The 19334-nt window shown below is 71.8% G+C and carries 16 protein-coding genes and 1 pseudogene; 9 read left to right on the top strand and 8 right to left on the bottom strand.

Annotation, left to right across the window (positions count from 1 at the left end):
• Positions 1–22 precede the first annotated feature (22 nt).
• A complete protein-coding gene (locus tag ABZ896_RS30275) occupies positions 23–1195 on the bottom strand; it encodes an acyl-CoA dehydrogenase family protein (protein WP_360936058.1) in 1173 nt (390 codons plus the stop codon).
• Between the two features lie 61 nt (positions 1196–1256).
• Entirely contained in the window at positions 1257–2891 is a 1635-nt protein-coding gene (locus ABZ896_RS30270; RefSeq protein ID WP_360936056.1) for an MFS transporter, read from the bottom strand.
• A gap of 261 nt (positions 2892–3152) precedes the next feature.
• Between ABZ896_RS30270 and ABZ896_RS30265 the strand changes: the two genes are divergently transcribed.
• Together ABZ896_RS30265 and ABZ896_RS30260 are read left to right on the top strand one after the other, a co-directional pair.
• Positions 3153–4406 carry a mannosyltransferase family protein gene (locus ABZ896_RS30265; RefSeq protein ID WP_360936054.1) on the top strand — a complete coding sequence of 418 codons (1254 nt, stop codon included), beginning with the start codon at positions 3153–3155 and terminating at the stop codon, positions 4404–4406.
• A 216-nt stretch (positions 4407–4622) separates the two neighbouring features.
• A complete protein-coding gene (locus ABZ896_RS30260; protein WP_360936052.1) occupies positions 4623–5654 on the top strand; it encodes a phosphatase PAP2 family protein in 1032 nt (343 codons plus the stop codon).
• A 72-nt stretch (positions 5655–5726) separates the two neighbouring features.
• On the opposite strand, the gene ABZ896_RS30255 is transcribed toward ABZ896_RS30260, so the two are convergent.
• On the bottom strand, positions 5727–5942 hold the full coding sequence (locus tag ABZ896_RS30255; RefSeq protein ID WP_360936050.1) for an I78 family peptidase inhibitor: 216 nt from the start codon (positions 5940–5942) through the stop codon (positions 5727–5729).
• 371 nt (positions 5943–6313) lie between these two features.
• On the opposite strand from ABZ896_RS30255, the pseudogene ctaD reads away from it, so the two are divergent.
• Positions 6314–7840: pseudogene (gene ctaD / locus ABZ896_RS30250) on the top strand (cytochrome c oxidase subunit I); the annotation flags it as partial.
• 43 nt (positions 7841–7883) lie between these two features.
• Here the strand turns inward: ctaD and ABZ896_RS30245 are convergent.
• Positions 7884–8924, bottom strand: a complete 1041-nt coding sequence (locus ABZ896_RS30245) for a YafY family protein (protein ID WP_360936048.1) — start codon at positions 8922–8924, stop codon at positions 7884–7886.
• Between the two features lie 62 nt (positions 8925–8986).
• Here ABZ896_RS30245 and ABZ896_RS30240 point away from each other — a divergent pair, with 62 nt between their 5' ends.
• A complete protein-coding gene (locus ABZ896_RS30240) occupies positions 8987–10117 on the top strand; it encodes an epoxide hydrolase family protein (RefSeq protein WP_360936046.1) in 1131 nt (376 codons plus the stop codon).
• Here the strand turns inward: ABZ896_RS30240 and ABZ896_RS30235 are convergent.
• The 3 genes from ABZ896_RS30235 to ABZ896_RS30225 all read right to left on the bottom strand — a co-directional run bounded on the left by ABZ896_RS30235 (position 10101) and on the right by ABZ896_RS30225 (position 12805).
• Positions 10101–10895, bottom strand: a complete 795-nt coding sequence (locus ABZ896_RS30235) for a hypothetical protein (protein WP_360936044.1) — start codon at positions 10893–10895, stop codon at positions 10101–10103. The genes ABZ896_RS30240 and ABZ896_RS30235 overlap by 17 nt on opposite strands.
• Before the next feature lie 70 nt (positions 10896–10965).
• Entirely contained in the window at positions 10966–12267 is a 1302-nt protein-coding gene (locus ABZ896_RS30230; protein WP_360936042.1) for an ABC transporter substrate-binding protein, read from the bottom strand.
• A complete protein-coding gene (locus tag ABZ896_RS30225) occupies positions 12236–12805 on the bottom strand; it encodes a hypothetical protein (RefSeq protein WP_360936102.1) in 570 nt (189 codons plus the stop codon). Before ABZ896_RS30225 ends, ABZ896_RS30230 begins: the two co-directional genes overlap by 32 nt.
• 110 nt (positions 12806–12915) lie before the next feature.
• On the opposite strand from ABZ896_RS30225, the gene ABZ896_RS30220 reads away from it, so the two are divergent.
• Genes ABZ896_RS30220 through ABZ896_RS30210 form a run of 3 tightly spaced genes read left to right on the top strand, consistent with a single transcriptional unit; the run spans position 12916 to position 16882 of the window.
• A complete protein-coding gene (locus tag ABZ896_RS30220) occupies positions 12916–13386 on the top strand; it encodes a hypothetical protein (RefSeq protein WP_360936040.1) in 471 nt (156 codons plus the stop codon).
• Entirely contained in the window at positions 13386–16208 is a 2823-nt protein-coding gene (locus tag ABZ896_RS30215; RefSeq protein ID WP_360936038.1) for an ATP-binding cassette domain-containing protein, read from the top strand. The genes ABZ896_RS30220 and ABZ896_RS30215 overlap by 1 nt, the downstream gene beginning before the upstream one ends.
• Complete coding sequence (locus ABZ896_RS30210; RefSeq protein WP_360936036.1) at positions 16205–16882, top strand: ATP-binding cassette domain-containing protein; 678 nt, start codon at positions 16205–16207, stop codon at positions 16880–16882. The genes ABZ896_RS30215 and ABZ896_RS30210 overlap by 4 nt, the downstream gene beginning before the upstream one ends.
• 75 nt (positions 16883–16957) lie before the next feature.
• On the opposite strand, the gene ABZ896_RS30205 is transcribed toward ABZ896_RS30210, so the two are convergent.
• Positions 16958–17590: a transglycosylase family protein gene (locus tag ABZ896_RS30205; protein ID WP_360936034.1), complete on the bottom strand. Its 633-nt coding sequence runs from the start codon at positions 17588–17590 to the stop codon at positions 16958–16960.
• A gap of 504 nt (positions 17591–18094) precedes the next feature.
• Between ABZ896_RS30205 and ABZ896_RS30200 the strand changes: the two genes are divergently transcribed.
• Positions 18095–18877: a hypothetical protein gene (locus tag ABZ896_RS30200; RefSeq protein WP_360936032.1), complete on the top strand. Its 783-nt coding sequence runs from the start codon at positions 18095–18097 to the stop codon at positions 18875–18877.
• A gap of 44 nt (positions 18878–18921) precedes the next feature.
• Complete coding sequence (locus tag ABZ896_RS30195) at positions 18922–19245, top strand: hypothetical protein (RefSeq protein WP_360936030.1); 324 nt, start codon at positions 18922–18924, stop codon at positions 19243–19245.
• Positions 19246–19334: the final 89 nt, after the last annotated feature.

The raw sequence follows: 19334 nt of genomic DNA, 5'->3' as shown, positions 1-19334 counted from the left end.
CCGGCCCTGCCCCCAGCAGGGTTCACCGGAAGGCATCCAGCCCGGTGAGCGCCTTGCCCAGCACCAGCTGGTGCATCTCGACGGTGCCCTCGTACGTCAGCACCGACTCGAGGTTCGTCGCGTGCCGCATGACGGGGTATTCGAGGGAGATCCCGTTGGCACCGAGGATCGTCCGCGCGGTACGGCAGATCTCGATGGCCTCGCGGACGTTGTTGAGCTTGCCGAAGCTGACCTGCTCGGGACGCAGGCGGCCGGCGTCCATGCGCCGCCCCAGATGGTGGGCGAGCAGAATCCCCTTGTGCAGTTCGACCGCCATGTCGGCGAGTTTGGCCTGGGTGAGCTGGAAGCCCCCGATCGGCCGCCCGAACTGCTCCCGCGTCTTCGCGTAGTCCACGGCCGCCTCGAACGAGGACCGGGCCGCGCCCATCGATCCCCACACGATCCCGTAGCGGGCGTGGGTGAGACAGCTGAGCGGCCCCTTGAGCCCGACGACCTCCGGCAGGACGGCGTCCGCGGGCAGCCGTACGTCGTCGAGGACCAGCTCGCTGGTGACGCTGGCCCGCAGCGACCACTTGTGCTTGATCTCGGGCGCGCTGAACCCGGGCGTGTCGGTCGGCACCACGAAGCCGCGGATCCCGTCGTCGGTCTGCGCCCACACCACGGCGACCCCGGCGACCGAGCCGTTGGTGATCCACATCTTGCGGCCGTTCAGCACCCAGTCGGTGCCGTCCTTCTTGGCGTACGTCCGCATGCCGGCGGGGTCGGAGCCGTGGTCGGGCTCGGTGAGCCCGAAGCAGCCGATGACCTCGCCGGCGGCCATGCGGGGCAGCCAGGCCTGCTTCTGCTCCTCGCTCCCGAAGCGGTGCATGGCGTACATCGCGAGCGAGCCCTGCACGGAGACCAGTGACCGGATCCCGGAGTCGGCGGCCTCCAGCTCCAGACAGGCGAGGCCGTACTGCACGGCGGAGGCCCCGGCGCACCCGTAGCCGCTGAGCGACATCCCGAGGGCGCCGATCTCCCCGAGTTCCCGGGCGAGTTCCCGGATGACGGGCAGTTCCCCCGACTCGTACCACTCGGCGACGTACGGCAGCACCCGGTCCGCGGCCCACGTCCGCACGGTGTCCCGGATCGCCAGGTCCTCGGGGTCGAGCAGGTCGTCGATACCGAGGGGGTCGGTGGGGTCGAACGGGGGCATGGGCGCATCCTCCGAGGGCATCTGAAAACTAGCACCGCTAGTTACGGCTCTCCGGCCGACGTTACGACGCAGTCTCCCGCACGTCCAGACGTGCCGCCGACACCCGGGACTCGGCGACTTCCCGAGGTGAGGGCAGTTCCACCGCCTCCGTCGGCGACTCCCCGCACTGCATCGTCCGCGGCAGCCGCAGCGCCATCACCGCGCCCAGCAGCAGCAACCCCGCGCTCACCAGCAGCGTCACATGCAGCCCGTGCACGAAGCAGTCCCGGGCCGTCCGCCGCAGCACCTCCCCCGCCGAACCACCAAGGCGCCCGGCGACCTCGTACGCCTCGCCCAGCGAGTGCCCCGCCGCCGCGGACGCGGAGGCCGGGACGCCCGGCACCGACGACAGGCCGGGCGCGTACGCCGCGTTCATCACACTGCCGAGGAGCGCGATCCCGATCCCCGCGCCCAGCTGGTACGAGGTCTCGCCGATCGCCGCGGCCCCGCCCGCCTGTTCCGGCGGCGCCTCGCTGAGCATCGACTCGTACGCCCCGAAGAGCGTCGTCTCCAGCCCGAACCCGAGCAGTACGAACCCGACAAGGAGCAGCATGGCGTTGTCCGACTCGCCCATCACACCGAGCAGCAGCACGGCGGCCGCGGTGAGGCAGAACCCGGCGCTGACCATCCGGCGCGGTCCGAACCGGCGCAGCAGCCGCGCCCCCGCGAGCCCCGCCGCCATCGCGGCGACCGTCAGCGGCAGCAGCCGTAGCCCCGTCTCCAACGGCGAGAGCCCGAGGACCAGTTGCAGATACTGTGCGGCGATCAGCTCCAGGCCGACCAGGGCGAGCATCGCCAGCACGATGCAGCACACCGAGGTGCTGAACGCGGGGCGGGCGAACATCCGCAGGTCCACCAGGGGATGCGCGAGCCGCCGCTGCCGTCGTACGAAGAGCACCAGCAGCACCCCGCCCACGGCCAGCGGCACCGCGGTGAAGACGTCCAGTTCCCCGCCCCCCAGCCGCTTCACGCCGAGGACGAGACCGAACAGCCCGCCCGCCGCCATCAGCGCGCCGACGACGTCCCAGGCACCGTGCACGGCGCCCTTCGACTCGGGCAGCAGCAGCCGGCCCACGGGCAGACTCACCAGCATCAGCGGGATGTTGACGAGGAAGACCGACCCCCACCAGAAGTGCTCCAGGAGGAACCCGCCGAGCAGCGGGCCGACCGCCGCGCCGACCGCGGCGACCGCGCTCCAGATGCCGATCGCGAGCGCGCGTTCGCGCCGGTCGGGGAAGACCTGGCGCAGGATCGAGAGCGTGGCGGGCATGATCATCGCGCCGCCGACGCCGAGCAGCGCCCGCGCCAGGATCAACACCTCGGCGCTCTGCGCGAGGGCGGCGAGACCGGAGGCGACGCCGAAGAGGCCGTAGCCGAGGAGCAGGACGCGTCTGCGGCCGACGCGGTCGCCGAGCGTGCCGAAGAGGATCAGCAGCGAGGCGCAGACCAGGGGATAGACGTCGACGATCCAGAGCAGCTCTATCGCGCCGGGCTTGAGGTCCTCGGTGACGGCGGGCACCGCCACGTGCAGCACCGTCGCGTCGAGGGCGACCAGGAGCAGGCTGACACAGAGGACGACGAGGACGACCCAGCGGTTGGCACCGGCCCCGGCCGCCCGGCGGCGCAGCGCTGCGGCGGCCGTGGTCGTCCCGGACATGTACGTACCTCCCAGATGTTCCCTGGCGTTCGGCGGGCACACGGGGTGGGGACTCCCCGTGATCTCGGCCGGAGAGGAGCGGCTGTCTCCGGCCCGCGCAGCGAACGGCGGGTGACACGTCAGCGTACGCGAGTTCGGGCGCGGGCCCAGTGGCGGACCTCTCACACTCGTGCCGGAACACGTGTGGCGTACACCACTCCCCCTGTCTCTTCCCACGCCCCCGAGGGCCTGCCGGTTCGGCGCGCCGTCGATAATCGGGCCGTGACCGATCTTGGACAGCACGCGCGCCGGGCGGCCCCGGCTCTTCTCGGGTACGCGGCCGTACGCGCCCTGGGCCTGGTCGTGCTGGCCGCGTGGAGCGCGGCGCGCGACAAGGACGCGTACACCTTGCTGACGGCACGCTGGGACGCGCTCTGGTACACGCGGGTCGCGGAGCTGGGATACGGCTACGAGGTCCGCCTCCCGAACGGCGACGTCCACTCCAACCTGGCGTTCTTCCCCCTGCTGCCGTGGCTGGAGCGCCTGCTGTCCGCGCTCACGCCTCTGTCCTACGCCGACGCCGGCTTCACCGTCTCCCTCCTCGCCTCGCTCGCGGCGGCGTGGGGCGTCTTCGCGGTGACGGACCATGTGTACGGCCGCCGCGCGGGCGTCTGCGCCGTGCTGTTGTGGGCCGTGCTGCCCGTCGGGATCGTGCAGTCGATGGCGTACAGCGAGTCGCTCTTCACGGCGCTCGCGGCCTGGTCCCTCTACGCCGTCCTGACCGGCCGCTGGCTGACCGCGGGCCTCCTCGCCGCCCTGGCCGGCCTGACCCGCCCGGTCGGCCTGGCGGTGGTCGCGGCGGTCTGGACGGCGGCGATCATCTCGTTCGCACGAACCCGAAGCGCGCCCGGGGCGGACGGCGCCCAGTCCGAGGAACACGCCCCGCCCCCTCTCCGCACCGGGCGCACCGGCGGTCCGGACAGCGCCCCCGAGCCGACACACGCCCCCGGCGCGAACGCCGAGCACCCGCACACCGCCCGTCTCCGCCTCGCCCTGGCCATGGCCCTCGCCCCCCTCGGCGCCGCCGCCTACGTCCTGTGGGTCGGCCACCGCACCGGCAAGGGCCCCTTCGGCTATCTCGACGTCCAGGCCGGGTGGCGCAACGGCTTCGACGGGGGCTACGCGTTCGTCCGGTTCGTCGGGGACAAGTTCACGTCGTTCCCGGGGGCCCTGGCCGGCGTCGGGCTGATCGTCGGGGTCGGGCTGGTGGTGTGGCTGTACGTCGTCTGCGTCCGGCAGGGCCAGCCGGCGCCCCTCCTGGTGTACGCGGGTGTCGTGACCGCGCTCGCCCTGTGCGCGTCGAGCTACTTCGGCTCGAAACCGCGCCTGCTGATGCCGGCCTTCCCCCTGCTGCTGCCGCTCGCCCTCGCGCTGGCCAGGGCACGTACCTCCAGGTCGGCGACCGTCGTCACGGTGATCGCCGTGGCGTCCGCCGTCTACGGCGCGTTCTGGCTGAACGGCTCGGGCCCGCCCTGACCGTCCGGAGAATTCCACCCCATGATTCGGTGAACGAATTCATAAGGGCCAATAAACCAGAACCCGGAATGATCAAAGGAATTGAAGGACGCGGCGGTCCGACTTTGCGGATTCCTCGGAATAAACCCCCTCCTGAGAGCAATCCCACATCACATCGTCATCACAAAGCCGCTGATTCGACAGGGAACAGAGCTCACTCGCTGTAACGTCGATTGGGTGCGTACCGAACGAGAGCCCACCCGTCTGGACCGGGTGTTCGCCAGGCTGGACCGTGAGCCGGAACGACCGGCTCATCTCAACGTGCCGAGGATGAGCCGGCACCGGATCGCGCTGTTCAGCGGCGCTCTGGCGTTCTACCTGGCGATCGTGTGGCTCGTGGTGACCACCTCCTGGCTGGTCCGCCTCGACTGGCAGGTCATGTTCTTCCGGCCGTACCAGCAGTGGGCCTCGATCCACTGGTTCGTGGACTACTACGTCGTGCTGGGCCAGCGTGGCCCGACCGCCGTGATGGTGGCGGCCTGGCTGGGCTGGCGTTCCTGGCGCCAGCACACCGTCCGCCCGCTGCTGACCCTGGCCACCGCCCTGCTGCTGCTGAACATCACGGTCGGCGCGGCCAAGTACGGCATGGGCCGGCTCGGCCCGCACTACGCGACCGTCATCGGCTCGAACGAGATGGGCATGGGCGGCGATATATTTCCCAGCGGCCACACCGCGAACGCCGTGGTGACCTGGGGAATCCTGGCCTATCTGGCCTCCACCCCGCGCGCCCGCCGCTGGCTGTCCGCGGTCTCCGCGGTGACCTCCCTGGGCGTCGGCATGGCCACCGTCTACCTCGGCACGCACTGGCTGAGCGACGTCCTGCTGGGCTGGACCGCGGGTCTGCTGATCCTGCTCGCGCTCCCCTGGTTCGAGACGCTGATCGCCCGTACCGAGGCCTACGCCTTCTCGCTGCGCGACCGCTGGCGGTCCCGCGAGGGCGCCTCGGCCAAGGCTCCGGCGCCGGTCACCCCGGTCCCGGCCCCCGCCCGCCTCAAACCGCTCACGGCCCCGCAGAACGAGACGGCGGCCCGCGAGGCCATCGGGCCGACCCGCGGCGGCCGGACGCCCCTCCACCTCGCCCCGGGCCCGCACACCAGCCGCTCGGAGCGCACCCCGGTCACCCCGACCGGCAGCCGCCGCCCGCCGCAGACGGAGCGCATCGTGCGCGGCACGCCCGCCCCGGCCACCCGCCCCCTGGCCGGCGGCTGACGTACACCGCCCGCACGAAGGCCCCGGTTCCGCGAGGGAACCGGGGCCTTCGTCGTCGTACAAGTGCGCCGCTCAGCCTTTCCAGGCGCGCGCCACGAGGCCGTCCTTGACCTCGAAGTTCAGGCGGCCGCTGCGGTACTCCATGGTGATGATCGCCCCCGGCGGCAGCGAGCGCACCGTCGTCCAGCCCCGCTCGCGCGCGAGCCGTTCGGCCGCGGCGGAGTCGAGGCCGACATAGGTGTCGGGGCTGTCGTCGGGTTCGGCGGACGGTGTCGGAATGGGTGCCATACGGCCCACGCTAGGCGCTGTCCCACAGCCGGGGGAAGTCGGTCTCCGGTACGCCTCCGGTCACACTTCTGTCACAGGATCAAGACACCGGTTTTGGCTGCACTCCGTCACACGGACGGGCGGTTCTCCAGCCCTTCCGCGGGTATTCGAACGCAATTCCCGCGTGTCGCCCCTCCGCCCGCAATGCGCCGCGAGAGAGTTCCCCGGGAACCGCCGTCCGCGCCTTTCTCCGGCCGATTCCTGGCGGTACCACGGAAGCTGACACCGCATAGGAAATGCACGCTTCCGACACACAACCCCCGTACGCCCTCTGTCGCCGTGCACATGGCGCGAGCATCATGGCGTGAGCCGAGCGAAGGGGCGGGCGAGCGATGGGGACGCAGACCGTTCAGCCGACAGCGCGACCGGTGCGGACCAACCGGCACGGACGTCTGGTCGTCGACTGGCTGACCACCACGGACCACAAGAAGATCGGCCATCTCTACCTGATCACGTCCTTCCTGTTCTTCCTGGTCGGCGGGGTGATGGCGCTGCTGATGCGCGCCGAGCTCGCCCGGCCGGGGCTCCAGATCGTGGACAACCAGCAGTTCAACCAGCTGTTCACGATGCACGGCACGATCATGCTGCTGCTCTTCGCGACCCCGAGCTTCGCGGGCTTCGCCAACGAGCTGATGCCGCTCCAGATCGGCGCCCCTGATGTGGCCTTCCCGCGGCTGAACATGCTGTCGTACTGGTTCTTCCTCTTCGGCGGCCTGATCGTGCTGGGCTCGCTGCTGGTGCCGTCCGGTCCCGCGGCCTTCGGCTGGTTCGCCTACGCCCCGCTCAACGACTCGGTGCACTCTCCCGGCATCGGCCCCGACCTGTGGATCATGGGGCTCGCGCTGGCCGGCTTCGGCACGATCCTCGGCGCGGTCAACTTCATCACCACGATCATCGGGATGCGCGCGCCCGGCATGACGATGTTCCGGATGCCGATCTTCACCTGGAACACGCTCTTCACGTCGATCCTGATCCTGCTGGCGTTCCCGGTCCTCGCGGCGGCCCTGCTGGTCCTGGAGGCGGACCGGCGCTTCGGCTCACAGGTCTTCGACGCGGACAACGGCGGGGCGATCCTGTGGCAGCACCTGTTCTGGTTCTTCGGCCATCCCGAGGTCTACATCATCGCGCTGCCGTTCTTCGGCATCATCACGGAGATCATCCCGGTCTTCAGCCGCAAGCCGATCTTCGGCTATCTGACGCTGGTCGCGGCGACGATGTCGATCACCGGCCTCTCCGTGGTGGTGTGGGCGCACCACATGTTCGTCACCGGCGCGGTGTTGCTGCCGTACTTCTCGTTCATGAGCTTCCTGATCGCCGTGCCGACCGGAGTGAAGTTCTTCAACTGGACCGGGACGATGCTCAAGGGCTCGCTCTCCTTCGAGACGCCGATGCTGTGGGCGACGGGATTCCTGGTGACCTTCCTGTTCGGCGGTCTGACCGGGGTGCTGCTGGCGTCGCCGCCGCTTGACTTCCATGTGTCGGACACCTATTTCGTGGTGGCGCACTTCCACTACGTCGTCTTCGGCACGGTCGTCTTCGCGATCTTCGGCGGGCTGTACTTCTGGTGGCCGAAGTTCACCGGGAAGATGCTCGACGAGCGGCTCGGCAAGATCCAGTTCTGGACGCTGTTCGTCGGCTTCCACACGACGTTCCTGGTGCAGCACTGGCTGGGCGCCGAGGGCATGCCCCGCCGGTACGCCGACTACCTGGCCGCGGACGGCTTCACCGCGCTCAACACCATCTCCACGATCGGCGCCTTCCTTCTCGGCGCCTCGACACTGCCGTTCCTCTACAACGTCTGGAAGACCGCCAAGTACGGCGTGCCGGTCGACACCGACGACCCGTGGGGCTTCGGCCGCTCGCTGGAGTGGGCGACCTCCTGCCCGCCGCCGCGGCACAACTTCACGACGCTGCCGCGGATCCGCTCCGAGTCCCCGGCGTTCGACCTGCACCATCCGGAGTACGCGGCGCTGGCTCCGCAGCCCGAGCCAAGGAGCGAGCAAGCCGGTCGCGGGCCGTCCTGATCGCCTCGGTCAGCTCGGCGGGCTCCAGCACCTCGAACTCGAAGCCCGTCATCATCACGTGGATCACCATCACGTCCAGGCTGGCGGCGCCGGTACGCAGGATGCAGGCCGCCTCGCCGTCCGGTTCGAGGGTGCCCGCCGACGGGGAGATCCGCTCGGCCGCCTCGTGGACGGGCACCAGCAGCCGGACGACCGCGTGCGAGGCGTACGCGCGCGTGGAGACGCCTCGCGAGACGTAGGCGGCGAGATCCTCGGCGGGCGGGGTGCGCGGCGCGAACCGGGGCCCGTGGGGCGGCCTGGGGGTGATCCGGTCGGCGCGGAAGGTGCGCCAGTCGTCGCGGTCGAGGTCCCAGGCGACCAGGTACCAGCGCCGCTCGCTGCACACCAGGCGGTGCGGTTCGACGATACGGCGGCTCGTGGCGCCCCCGTGGTCGCTGTACTCGAAGCGCAGGCGCTCGCCGTCCCGGCAGAGGTTGGCCAGTTCGGTCAGGACGGCCGGGTCGACGGCGTCCGGCTGCGGCCCGCGCAGCATCGGCACGGTGAAGGCGTTCAGGGCGCCCACCCGGCGGCGCAGCCGGCTCGGCAGGACCTGCTCCAGCTTGGCGAGGGCCCGTACCGAGGTCTCGCCGATGCCCTCGACGCCCTGTCCCGCGGCCGTGCGCAGCCCGACGGCGACCGCGACGGCCTCGTCGTCGTCCAGGAGCAGCGGGGGCAGCTCGGCGCCCGCACCCAGCTGGTAGCCGCCGCCGGTGCCGGGGCTGGCGTTGACGGGGTAGCCCAGCTCCCGCAGCCGGTCCACGTCCCGGCGCACGGTGCGCGGGGTGACGCCGAGGCGGTCGGCGAGGTCGGCGCCGGACCAGTCGCGGTGGGCCTGGAGGAGCGAGAGCAGGCGCAGGAGTCGTGCCGAGGTCTCCAACATGATGCCGAGTCTGCCAGTCATCGCGGACAGTAGCTGTCCGCAAGTCCTCCTACCTTGGGCTCATGGCAGACAACAGCGTGCACAGCCACCGGATCGACATCCCGCAGGCGCACCTCGACGACCTGCACACCCGCCTGGACCTCACCCGCTGGCCGGACGAACTCCCGGACGCGGGCTGGGAGTACGGCGCCTCCCTGCCGTATCTCCGCGACCTGGCCGGCTACTGGCGGGGCGGCTACGACTGGCGAAAGCACGAGGCCGCCCTCAACGAACTCCCGCAGTACGTCACCAAGATCGACGGCGCCCGGGTGCACTTCCTGCACCTCCGCTCCGACCGCCCGGACGCCCTGCCGCTGATCCTCACCCACGGCTGGCCGGGCTCGGTCGTGGAGTTCCTCGGTGTGATCGACCTGCTCAGGGACTTCCACCTGGTGATCCCGTCGATCCCCGGCTTCGGCTTCTCCGGCCCCACCCGCGACAAGGGCTGGAACGTCAACCGGGTCGCCCGCGCGTGGGCGGAGCTGATGCGCAGGCTCGGCTACGAGCGCTACGGCGCCCAGGGCGGCGACCTCGGCGCGCTGATCTCCCCCGCGCTGGCCCGGATCGCCCCCGAGGCCGTCGTCGGTGTCCATGTGAACGCCGCGTCGGTCGGCTTCATCCCGCTGGGCCCGGTCTCCGAGGAGGAGCGGGAGGGACTCGACGAGCGCGAGCTGCGGAGCCTCGCGGACATCGCCGAGTTCACCACGGACGGCTTCGGCTACAACCTCCTCCAGTCGACCCGCCCGCAGACCCTCTCCTACGGCCTCACCGACTCCCCCGTCGGTCAACTCGCCTGGATCATGGAGAAGTTCCAGGCGTGGACGCACTCCTCGGCCGCGCTGCCGGAGGACGCGGTCGACCGGGACACCCTGCTCACCAACGTGATGCTGTACTGGCTGACCGGCACGGCAGGTTCCGCGGCCCGGATGTACTACGAGAACAGCCATGTCCCGGACTGGTTCCCGACGGCGAGCTCCGGGGTGCCGACCGCGGTGGCCAACTTCGGCGAGGACGTGGCGATCCGGCGCTGGGCCGAGCGGGCCAACACCATCGCGCGCTGGACGGAGTTCGACCGCGGCGGCCACTTCGCGGCCCTGGAGGTCCCCGAGCTGCTCGCCGCCGACGTACGGGAGTTCTTCAGCCCGTCGCGGTGACGGCCACCGACAGGTCGTTGTCCCGCGTGTAGTACGGCCCGGCCTCCACCGGGCCGTACGCCGTCTCCACGCGCGCGCGTGGGTAGGTGAACACCGGGTTCTTGTCGGCCACGTCGTCGAGCAGCCGCGCGATCCGCACGCGCGGCCCGCTCTCGCCGTGCGGCCTGAGCCACAGGTCCCAGACACCGGGTCCGAGGTGCGCGTACGCCACCGAGAAGCCGAACTCCGCCTGGTCGACGGCGACCGCGGTACGGCGGGCGGGGCCCGGGGAGTGCCGGGAGCGCACCTCGGCGCAGGCGTCCGGCGCGAAGCAGGTGCCGTACAGCCGCCCCCGGACGGTCAGTCCGGCGTCCTCGACGCACAGCTCGCCCGCCTCGGCGTGCGGGGCGCGCAGCCAGCTGCGGACGGCGAGGGCGCCCTTGCGGGTCGCGTAGGGAATGCGGACGGCGACATGGCCCAGGGAGCCGCTCGGGGTGCGGGCGGTGAGCGCGCGCAGGTCGGTGGTGCCGGGTGCGAGGCGCAGCGGTTCGTCGTCGGTCACGCGCGCGTACGCGTCCCAGCGGCCCTCCGGGAGGGCGACGGTGCTCGGCAGGGCGGCCCGCAGGCGTCCGTCGGCGACGGGGGCCAGCGGCAGGCCGACCTCCTCGTGCCCCTCGCGCCGGCGCAGCACCAGGTGGGCCGTGCTGCTCGCCCCTCCGGCGGTGACGTCGAAGGTCAGTCCGCCCGCGGAGTCGGCGACGCAGTCGGCGCGCAGCGGTACGTCGCGCACGGCGGGCATGGTCCTCCCGTGGTTCCTGGTGTCCGGTTAGACCACGGTAAGAGTCTTTTGGTTGCCTCTCTCCCGGATGTCATTGCTGATACGGCAGCTGCGGCACGTCGAAACAGGTGCCGTCCATGTCCCCCTGGGTCACCCAGCCCCGGCCGTCCTCCCAGCGGGCCACGGACAGACAGGTCCGGCGGGAGGCGGGCGGCTCGGCCAGCCGTTCGAACCGGACCGGGACCAGTAGACCGTCCGCGGTGAACCCCTCGCTGCGGTTCATGTAGGCGTCGACGCACGCGCGCGTGATGCCCTCCGCCGCTTTCGTGCACGACTGCGCCGCGTCCGTGAACCACATGGCGGCCGCCCAGCCCTCCAGCTGCCACTGGGAGTGCGTCTTGAGGCCCTTGGTGGCGTCCCGGAACTCCCGTACGGCCTTGTGGTCCGTGTCCTCGTAGTTCCGGCTGGATCCGGTCGCCCACAGGGCGTTGCGGCAGCGCGGGGCGTCCTTGTAGTCGTCCGGGACGGCGGACGTCCAGTTCTGCACGTTGGTGACCTTGGCGGTCACCCGGACGCCCGCCCGGTCCATCGCCTCGCACAGCTGGGCGTTGCCATGGCTGTCGATGGCGTCGAAGACCAGGTCGACGCCCTGTTGCTTCAGATCGGCCGCCACCGCACGGAAGTTGGGCAGCGCGAAGTCGACCTGCTCGGTGACCACCCGGTACCCCTCGGCCTTCAGACCCCGCTCGACGAGCCGCCCGTAGGCGGCGGACGCGGCCTGGTTGTACGACACGACGGCGGCCGTACGGGCCCCCTGCTCGCGCTTGAAGTACCGGTAGACCTCGGTGCCGCCGATCTGCCGCCCGTCCCAGCCGGTGGTGCCGTCGCGGGGCGCGAGGCTGCCGTAGACGCCGTACAGGTGCGGCCAGGTATCGTATGCGGCGCCGATGGGCTGGCCGCCGATGTCGGGCACGCGCGCGTGGGAGACCCGGGAGGCGCCCGCGTAGTCGAGGGAGGTGGTCGCGACCAGGGCGACCACCTCGTCCTCGTCGATCAGTTGATGCACACAGGTGTTGTTGCCGACACCGCTGCCGCCGTCGTCGCACTCCCGCACCTCGATACGGCGTCCGTCGATGCCCCCGCGCGCGTTGAGCCGGTCGAAGAAGGCCTTTGCGCCGTCGCGGGGGCCGGTGAAGGCGTCGCCGCCGACCGGGCTGGTGGCGCTGGTGACGATGCCGACCCGGATCGGGGTGCCGTCCCTCGCGGGGGCGGTGGTCCGCTCCCGGTGCTCGAAGTCGCTCTCCGGCAGCCGGCTGCCGCACGCCGTGACCGCCGCGAGCAGCAGGACCGCGGCGGCGGCCTCAGCAGCCCGGCAGCGCCGAGGCCGTGGCATTGCCGCTCAGCTGGACCAGCGCGCACAGCGTGGTGACGGACACCTTCCAGGTGCCGCCCTCGTCGACCGCGGTGCCCTTGGCGTCCGGCAGGGCGGTGGCGCCGTTCAGCAGCAGGGTGTACGTCACGGTCGCCGCCTTCGGCTTGGTGAACTCCACCTTGGTGACCTCCGCCTTGACCTGTCCGCCGCGCTGGTCGCCGCTGAAGGCCTGGAGCACCGGTCCCATCGCGTCACCGTCCTCCAGGACGGCCTGCTTCTGCTTGGCGGGGACCTTCGGGTCGAAGAACTTCTCCCAGTTCTGCTCGATCTGCTTCCTGGCGGCCGCCTCGTCGGCCGGTCCGCTCGCCGCGGGGCTGGAGGGCGCTTGAGTGGAGGGCTGTTCCACCGAGGGTGTGGGAGGCGGGCTGTCGCTGCCGCCGCCGCTGTCGTCGCTGCATGCCGTGAGTGCCGAGGCGAGGACGAACACCGCCGCCGCCACCAGCCCCCGGCTGCCGTTCCCCCACGTGCGGTCGCTCCCGAGAACCATCTGGCTCACCACCGGGTGTCGGTCCGGGCCACGGGTGCCCGGTGCTTTCAGGGTCAGCTTCAAGAAGGCATAGTGCAAGCGATTGGCTGACATGCACAGGCACGCGACATGGGGAGCCATAAATGCGGACACCTCGGACCGTGCACCCCGTCGTCTGGGCCGGGTGGGCCGCGCTGGCCGCCGGCGCGGTCCTGTGCGTCCTGGGCTGGTACGGCGTCTCCGGTGAGCGCTGGGCCGAGCGCCAGCTGCCCTACCTGGCCTCCTGCACGGTGCCCGGGGCCGCGCTGATCGTGGCCGGGACGATCCTGCTCACCCACGGCCGCAGCGCGCTCGCGGCCGCGCGCGTGGAGGAGCTGTACGGCCTGCTGGTCGCCGCCGAGCCCGCCGACGCGGAGGAGTCGCAGCCCGCCCCCACCATCCCGTTCGCGGTCAGCGGGGACCTGCTGATGGTGCCGGGCGGCACGCTCTGGCACCGGGCGGACTGCCCGCTGGTCGCCGGGAAGGTGGAGGCGGTGCCGGTGGACACCAAGCTGCTGACCGGCGGCGACCTGGGTCCCTGCCCGATCTGCGACCCCGTCGAGGAAACCGACTGATGTCCTCGCTGACCTGGGACCTCACCCTCGCGGGGCTGTCGGTCGGCAGCGCCGCCGCGCTCACCGGAATCGGCCTGATCGTGACGTACCGCGCGACCGGGGTCCTCAACTTCGCGCACGGCGCGGTCGCGATGGTGTGCGCGTACGTGCTGCGGCAGTGCGTGGTCGAGTGGGGCTGGCCGCTGTGGGCCGGGGCGGCGGCGACCCTGCTGGTCCTGGCACCGGCGCTGGGCGTGGTGCTGGAGCGTTTCGTCTTCCGTCCGCTGTCCGTCCTCGGCGGCGATCCGGCGCAGACCCTGGTGGCCTCCATCGGGGTGTTCGTGCTGCTGGTGGGCGGGGCGGCGCTGCTGTGGGGGCAGGGCGCGCGGGACGACGTACCCGAACTGCTGTCGGCGGATCCGTGGGGACAGCTGGCCGTGGTGCTTCTCCTGGCCCTCTGCGTGGGCGCGGTGACCCGCTGGACGCGCTTCGGCCGGGAGCTGCGGGCGGTCGTGGACGACCGCGGGCTGGCCGTGCTGGGCGGGATCGACGCGGACCGGGTGGCGGCGGCCGGCTGGGCGTTCGGCTCGTTCACGGCGGGCCTGACGGGCGTCCTGCTGGCCCCTTACGTCCGCCTCGACCCGTACGGCCTCCCGCTGCTCGTCATGGAGGTGGTCGCGGTGGCGGTGGCCGCGCGGATGCGGAGCCTGCCGGTGGCCGTGGTGACCGCGCTGGCGATCGGGGTCGCCCAGAGCCAGCTGACCCGGCTGCACCCGTCCGGCTGGGCGGAACCGCTGCTCCAGGCGGTCGGCGCGAACCTGTTCGTCGTGGCGCTGCTGGTCGCGGCCCTCGCCCTGCCCCGCGTCGGCGCCCGGGACGCGCTGCCGCGCACGGCCACCGCGCGCGTGCCGACGCCTCCGGGCGCCTGGATCGTGGCGGGAGTGCTGTTCCTGCTGCCGCTCGGCTTCGCGGGCTCGGACCTGCACACCTCCGTGCAGGTGCCCGCGCTGGGGGTCGTCCTCCTCTCCCTGGTCGTCGTGACCGGCCGGGGTGGCCAGATCTCGCTCGGGCAGGCGGCGTACGCGGGCCTGGGCGCCCTGTTCACGGCGCTGCTGTCGGCAGGCCGCTTCCCGGGCGTCCCGCGCCTGCCGGAACTGGCGGCCCTCGCGGTGGCGGTGCTGCTGGTGGCGCCCCTGGGCCTGCTGACCGGCTGGCCCGCGATCACCCGCCGGGGCCTGGCCCTCGCCCTCGCGACCTTCGCGGTGGGCGTCGGCGTGAGCCGCTTCGTCTTCGCCCAGCCGTACGCGACATCGGGCCTGACCGTGACGCGCCCGGCGGGCTTCGACGGCGACCGCGCGTACTACGTCCTGGAACTGGCCCTCCTGACAGCGGCGCTCCTCCTCACCCACGGCCTGCGCACCGGCCGCCTCGGCCGCGCCCTGGCGGCCATGCGCGACCACGAACAGGGAGCGGCGGCCTCCGGCGTCCGTGTCCCGTCCCTCAAACTCCTGGCCTTCGTGACGGGAGCGGCCCTCGCCGCCCTCGGCGGCGGCATGCTGACGATGGGCCTGCGCGCCTTCGACCCCACGTCCTACGACCCCGTCCGCAGCCTCCTCTGGTTCGCCGCGGCGGTCGTCCTGGGCGCCGACAGCACCCTGGGCGCCCTGACCGCGGCGGCCCTCCTGGTGGGCCTGGACGCGGGAGCCCGGGGCGGTGTGGCGGCGGCCCTGATCGGCGTACTGGCGGTGCTGGTGGGCCGGTTCCCCGGGGGCCCTTACGAGGCGCTGCGCAGGGCGACGGGGAGCATGCGCCGAAGGCCGACGCTGACGGAGAGGGGGAAGAGTGCACGAAGGCGCCTGCGTCAACTGGCCGACCAGACAGCCCAGAAGCGGAAACCACCCCAAGCACCCCCGCTGAAACCCGCACCGAACACCCGGCGCGCCCACGGCGTTGCCCCTGCGGCCGCCGACGGCGCCGAACCCCCACCAGGGCCACCCGCACTCGCCACGGAACCCCGCACACCCCCGCCGCACCCCCACAACCCCGCGGCCGCCGATGGCGAATACGCCCCACAGGGGCCACCCGCACCCGACCACGAAAGCAGCACGGGCGGTCCGGGTGGGAACAACGACCCGGCCGGAGGCCGGGTCGGTCTCACCACCCACAACCTGACAGCCCGCTACGAGACCTTCACCGTCCTCGACGGCATCGACCTCACCCTCACCCCCGGCCGCATCACAGCGATCATCGGCCCCAACGGCGCAGGCAAGACCACTCTGTTCCACTGCCTCGCCGGCACCCACCGCCCCACAACCGGCCAAGTCCGCCTGGGCACCAGAGACATCACCCACCTCCCCACCCACACAAGAACCCGCCTCGGCCTGACCCGCACCTTCCAGCAACTCGCCGTCTTCCCCACCCTGACCATCAAGGAGAACGTCCAACTCGGCGCAGAACAGGGCAGACTCAAAGACCCCACAGCCACAGCCCGAGCCCTGAAACTCCTAGCCCTGGACGACGCGCAACAAGACCTCCCCGCCGCAGACCTCCCCACCGGCACCCTCAGACGCGTCGAACTCGCAAGAGCAGTCGCCGGATCCCCCCACGTCCTCCTCCTGGACGAACCCGCGGCAGGCCTGGACACCAAGGAAATCGAGACCCTGACCCACGTCCTCAAGGCCCTCGCAGAGACCGGCACCGCACTGCTCGTCGTGGAGCACGACCTGGACCTGGTCGCCGACCTCGCCGACGTCGTGCACGTCATGTCCGCCGGCCGGATCATCGCCTCCGGCCCACCGGACCACGTACTGGACACACTCGCCGCCCGGGAACCCGCCGTATGACCCCCGTCATCGCCCTGCGCAACGCGCGCGTGCGCCACGGCCCGTTGGAGGCCCTGCACGGCATCACCCTCGCCGCCCCGTCCCCCGGCCTGACCGTCCTGCTGGGCCGCAACGGATCAGGCCGTACGACGACACTGCGCGCCCTCGCCGGAACGGCGAACCTGTCCGCGGGCACGGTCGTGTGGGACGGCGAGGACGTGACCCGCGTGCCCGCCCACGAACGCGCCCGCAGGGGCCTGTGCCTGGTCCCCGAACGCCAGGCGGTCTTCGGCTCCCTCACCGTCCGCGAGAACCTCGAACTCACAGCCGGGAGCCCCGATCCCGCCCTGGACGCCTATCCCGAGCTGAAGCGCCTCCTGGAACGCCGCGCCGGCACCCTCTCCGGCGGCGAGCAGCGCATGCTCGCCCTCTCCCGCGCCCTGCTGGCACGCGCGCGCGTGGTCCTCGTCGACGAGCCCACGCAGGGCATGTCACCGCCGGTCGCGACCCGCACGTACGGACTCCTCGGCGCCCTCGACGCCTGCGTGATCGTGGCCGAGCAACGCCTGCCGCCCGCGCTCCCCGACCGCCGCACCCTGGTGTACGAACTGCGCCGCGGCGAGGTCGTGTTCAGCGGCGAGGCGACCGAACTCCGCGCGGAAACGGCCCGGGACCGCCGTAGGAGAAGCCCTTGACGCGGCGGGGCCCCGCCCGTTCGGCGAAGGTGAGCCGAAGCAGGCGGGGCCCGGTGCCCGGAACCGGGGGAGCTCTCAGATCTCGAGGCGCTGTCCGGGCACGATCAGGTCGGGATCGCCGCCGATGACGGCCTTGTTGGCGGCGTAGAGCTTCTGCCAGGTGGTCCCGTTCCGGGCGGCGATCTCGCCCAGCGTGTCGCCCGTGCGGACGGTGTAGTCGCCACGGGACGCGCTGCGGTCCGTGCGCTCCGGTGAACGAACCGGCGCCTTTGAGGACTTGGTGGTGGCCGAGCCGGAGGAGGCGGCGGCGCCGGACGACGCGCCGGGAGCGCTCCCGTAGGCCCCGGCCCGCGCCGAGCAGGTCGGCCACGCACCCCACCCCTGGGCGCGCTGGACCTTCGCCGCGACGGCGATCTGCTGGGACTTGGACGCCTGGTCCGCGGTGGCCGCGTAGGCCCCGCCGCCGTAGGCGCGCCAGGTGCCGGCGGAGAACTGCAGTCCGCCGTAGTAGCCGTTGCCGGTGTTGATGTGCCAGTTCCCGCCGCTCTCGCACTGGGCGATGCGGTCCCACACTCCGCTGTCCGCGGCCGCCGCGTTGCCGGCCGCGGCCAGCAGTCCGAGCGGAGCGAGCAGGGCGGCCCCGGCGAGGGCCGCGGTGGTACGGGTCTTACGAGCGGTGTCGCGCGTGGTATCGGCACATTCGGACATGTGATTCCCTCTCGGAACACCCGGGGTCCCCCAAGGCGGGGCGCGCTCCCCGCACAGGGGCAGGGTCGTCGCGCTCCGCCCCGTCCGCCGCAGTGGTGCGGTGCTGCTGGCTGGTGCGGCCGGCGGACGTACCCGAGCGGTGCTCGTTGCACACGGCGGAGGAATCTAGAGAGGGCGTCCGGTCGTCATCAACCAACTCCTTGTCATTCCAGGCCAGTTCGCCATTACCGCAGGTAGCGGCGAAATCCGGCCACCCACTTCATTCGCTGATTTCCTGATTTGTCGACCTCGGCCCGGCTCGGCCTGTGACTCACTTCACGCAACCAACTTCCTTGGATTTCCCAGTAATTGACGGTGAGTGCCCGATTCCGCACCACCTGTGACCCTGCGCTGTGGATGGTTCGATTCCGTTCGCCGTCGGGCGTGACTCCCGCCACAGATCGGCCGTTGAGTCCTTCATGAGCCCGGGACCCACCCGGGCGCCACATCCCGAGGGAGCCACCCGTGCCGCGCATGCTCGACGTCAGCGACGACGTACGCGCCGAGATCGGCGACGAAGAAGCCGACCGGCTGCTCGCCGGAGACAACGCCCCCGGCAGTTACGACTGCACGTCCTGCCGCACGCCGGGCGACTCCGGGCAGGAGCGCACCAGCACCGTCCTGTTCATCGGCGACGAGACGGCCGTGCTGGCCTTCGCCCACGCCACCTGTCTGCCCTCGCAGGTCGTCCAGGTCACCGAGGAGCAGCTCCAGGGCGCGGTCAAGTCCATCACCGGCGACTCCGCCGATCTGGAGTCGGAGAAGTCCGTACCCGAGCAGGCGGTGCTCGGTGTGACCAGCGGACTCGTGCTGATCGCCGGGGAGTTGCACCCGGCGTTGGTCGTCGAGCCGACCGGGCCGATCGCGCGCCCCGGGGCGACGGGAGCCGGCGACGACTTCTTGCCGCTGCTGATCGAGCAGGGCTTCATGCCGGTCACCGAGCTGACCGAGGTGCCGTCGGTGCTGCACGGCTGGTCGGTGCTGCTCGCGGTCGGCCAGCTGCACGCCGTGCTCCAGCCCTCGGCGAACGGCGGGCAGCCGGTGGCCTGGTGGCAGGCGCACCAGCCGCTCCAGGTCACGGAGAGCTGGCGGGCGGCCGCGAACAAGCACCAGCAGGTGCTGATGTTCGCCGCGCCGGTGGGCTCGATCGGCCGCCAGCCCCGCGAGGACCTGCTGCGGGACGCGCTGGACAAGGCGGCGGCCAATGGCAAGCTGGTCGCGGCCGCGATGCCCCTCGCGGGGACGTGAGGGCGCACCCGCATCCCTGAAGTCCCGGTGTCGTTTGGACAGACGTGCACACATACGACGCTCCGCGCCGGTTCCCCGGCGGACCATCGGCCACGCCGATCTACGACGCGCTCTACTCCGAGTACGTCAAGACCTTCCGGTCGCTGCCGGGTGACCGCAGCGGCGAGGAGGAGCTGGGCTTCACCGCCTTCGGGAACATTCCGCACGGCTCGGGCTCGTTCAGCAGCTCGTACAGCGCCTACAGCGCGGGGGCGTTCAGCGGCCGCCAGCAGTCGCAGTGGCAGCGGGTGGGCCACATCGGGCAGCAGCACACCGGGATGCACCACGTCCCGGCGGCGCTGCCGCCCGGTCCGCGTCGCGGGATCTGAGACATGAGAGGCACCGTGTCCACCACGAGCGCGCCCGACGAGGTCCGGCTCCGGCTGCCGCTCGCGAAGCCTGCGGAGGAAGAGCTATG

Origin of the sequence: Streptomyces sp. NPDC047072, from assembly GCF_040643855.1 — a bacterium.
Classification (GTDB): domain Bacteria; phylum Actinomycetota; class Actinomycetes; order Streptomycetales; family Streptomycetaceae; genus Streptomyces.
This window is presented reverse-complemented; position numbering and strand designations above follow the sequence as displayed.

Excerpts from the sequence above, each read along its gene's own strand:
- ABZ896_RS30210 (WP_360936036.1), top strand. The coding sequence starts at position 16,205 with ATGACCCCCGTCATCGCCCTGCGCAACGCGCGCGTGCGCCACGGCCCG.
- ABZ896_RS30220 (WP_360936040.1), top strand. The coding sequence starts at position 12,916 with ATGCGGACACCTCGGACCGTGCACCCCGTCGTCTGGGCCGGGTGGGCC.
- ABZ896_RS30235 (WP_360936044.1), bottom strand. The coding sequence starts at position 10,895 with ATGCCCGCCGTGCGCGACGTACCGCTGCGCGCCGACTGCGTCGCCGAC.
- ABZ896_RS30275 (WP_360936058.1), bottom strand. The coding sequence starts at position 1,195 with ATGCCCCCGTTCGACCCCACCGACCCCCTCGGTATCGACGACCTGCTC.
- ABZ896_RS30230 (WP_360936042.1), bottom strand. The coding sequence starts at position 12,267 with ATGCCACGGCCTCGGCGCTGCCGGGCTGCTGAGGCCGCCGCCGCGGTC.
- ABZ896_RS30205 (WP_360936034.1), bottom strand. The coding sequence starts at position 17,590 with ATGTCCGAATGTGCCGATACCACGCGCGACACCGCTCGTAAGACCCGT.
- ABZ896_RS30270 (WP_360936056.1), bottom strand. The coding sequence starts at position 2,891 with ATGTCCGGGACGACCACGGCCGCCGCAGCGCTGCGCCGCCGGGCGGCC.
- ABZ896_RS30215 (WP_360936038.1), top strand. The coding sequence starts at position 13,386 with ATGTCCTCGCTGACCTGGGACCTCACCCTCGCGGGGCTGTCGGTCGGC.
- ABZ896_RS30245 (WP_360936048.1), bottom strand. The coding sequence starts at position 8,924 with ATGTTGGAGACCTCGGCACGACTCCTGCGCCTGCTCTCGCTCCTCCAG.
- ABZ896_RS30255 (WP_360936050.1), bottom strand. The coding sequence starts at position 5,942 with ATGGCACCCATTCCGACACCGTCCGCCGAACCCGACGACAGCCCCGAC.
- ABZ896_RS30240 (WP_360936046.1), top strand. The coding sequence starts at position 8,987 with ATGGCAGACAACAGCGTGCACAGCCACCGGATCGACATCCCGCAGGCG.